Below are 1,572 nucleotides of genomic sequence, written 5' to 3'. Positions count from 1 at the left end.
CTTTTTTATTTCTGCATTTAGTTCATTGATATCAATAATTTCTCTTGTATCTTTCGCTTCTACATAAGAACTCACAGAAAGGTTGTAATCATTTTCAACGATTGCATCATAATCAACTGATTTTGCGACATGGTCGATATCTTCTTTGCTATCAAACATACTCATAATCTTTGCAATATGTTCATCCGTTAGTATGTTATTATTTGTTTCCTTTTTATAAAACTCTATACCACTTGCATCTATAAACTGTGTTTTATTATCACTTTTATGCTTAGAAAGAACCAATATATTAACAGCTATTGAAGTCCCATAAAATAGGTTAGGTGCTAATGATATGATTGTTTCGACAAAGTTATTGTCAATCAAATATTTTCTTATTTTCTGCTCTGCACCACCACGATAGAAAATGCCAGGGAAACAAACGATAGCGGCTCTCCCTTTACTTGATAGATAGCTAAGCGCATGAAGGACAAAGGCAAAGTCTGCTTTAGATTTAGGTGCTAATACACCTGCAGGAGCAAAACGCTCATCATTAATGAGTGTTGGATCCTCACTTCCAATCCATTTGACGGAATACGGTGGGTTAGACACAATGGCATCAAACGGTTTATCCTCACCATAGTGAGGGTCTAAAAGGGTATTTCCTAAAGCAATATGGAACTTATCGTAATTTATATTGTGTAAAAACATATTCATACGCGCAAGGTTATACGTTGTAGGGTTAATCTCTTGCCCATAAAAACCATCTTCAATGATGTGCGCATCAAACTGTTTTTTTGCTTGTAAAAGTAGAGAACCTGAACCTGCTGCAGGATCATAAATTTTGTTAATCGTTGTTTGCTTGTGAATCGCTAATTGTGCAATCAGACTAGAAACACTCTGTGGCGTGAAAAACTCCCCTCCAGATTTACCTGCATTGGCAGCGTAATTAGAGATTAGAAACTCATAAGCATCACCAAAGAGATCGATTTGATTTTCTTCGAACTCACCAAAATCAAGCCCTTCAACTCCTTTAATAACCGCAGCTAAACGACTATTTTTATCTTTTACCGTATTTCCTAATCGACTACTTGTCGTGTCAAAATCAGCGAATAATCCTTTAATATCTAATTCTGACGGATAACCGTTAGCTGAGCTTTCAATAGCAGAAAATATTGCAGCTAAATCTGTATTCAAACTTTCATTTGTATTAGCCGTTTTAGCGATCCTAGAGAACATCTGACTAGGATATATGAAATACCCTTTTGTTTTTATGGCATCTTCTTTGATTTCATTGGTTATAACGTCATCACTAAGTTCTGCATAATTGACGCTATCGTCACCACCCTCGATATATGAAGAAAAATTTTCACTAATAAAACGATAAAAAAGTGTTCCTAAAACATATTGCTTAAAATCCCAGCCATCTACTGATCCTCGAACATCATTAGCTATTTTCCATATTTGTGATTGTAGTTTAGCTCGTTGTGTTGCACCTGACATTTGAATACCTCCAATTATGATAATAGTCACTCGAAATTCCGAGCAACTTTTTTATTTTCTATCTAATTCCATCTAGACAATATCTTACAT

General features: G+C 35.0%; 1 protein-coding gene. It reads right to left on the bottom strand.

What is annotated here, in order from left to right; all coding sequences use genetic code 11:
• Positions 1-1,482, bottom strand: a 1,482-nt coding sequence (locus A5867_RS05070) for a type I restriction-modification system subunit M (RefSeq protein WP_087627010.1), incomplete at its 3' end; no start/stop codon positions are given.
• Positions 1,483-1,572: the final 90 nt, after the last annotated feature.

This window comes from Enterococcus sp. 6D12_DIV0197 (genome assembly GCF_002174385.1).
Lineage (GTDB): Bacteria > Bacillota > Bacilli > Lactobacillales > Enterococcaceae > Enterococcus_D > Enterococcus_D casseliflavus.
Note: the sequence above shows the minus strand (reverse complement) of the source record. Positions and strands in the feature narration are given on the sequence as shown.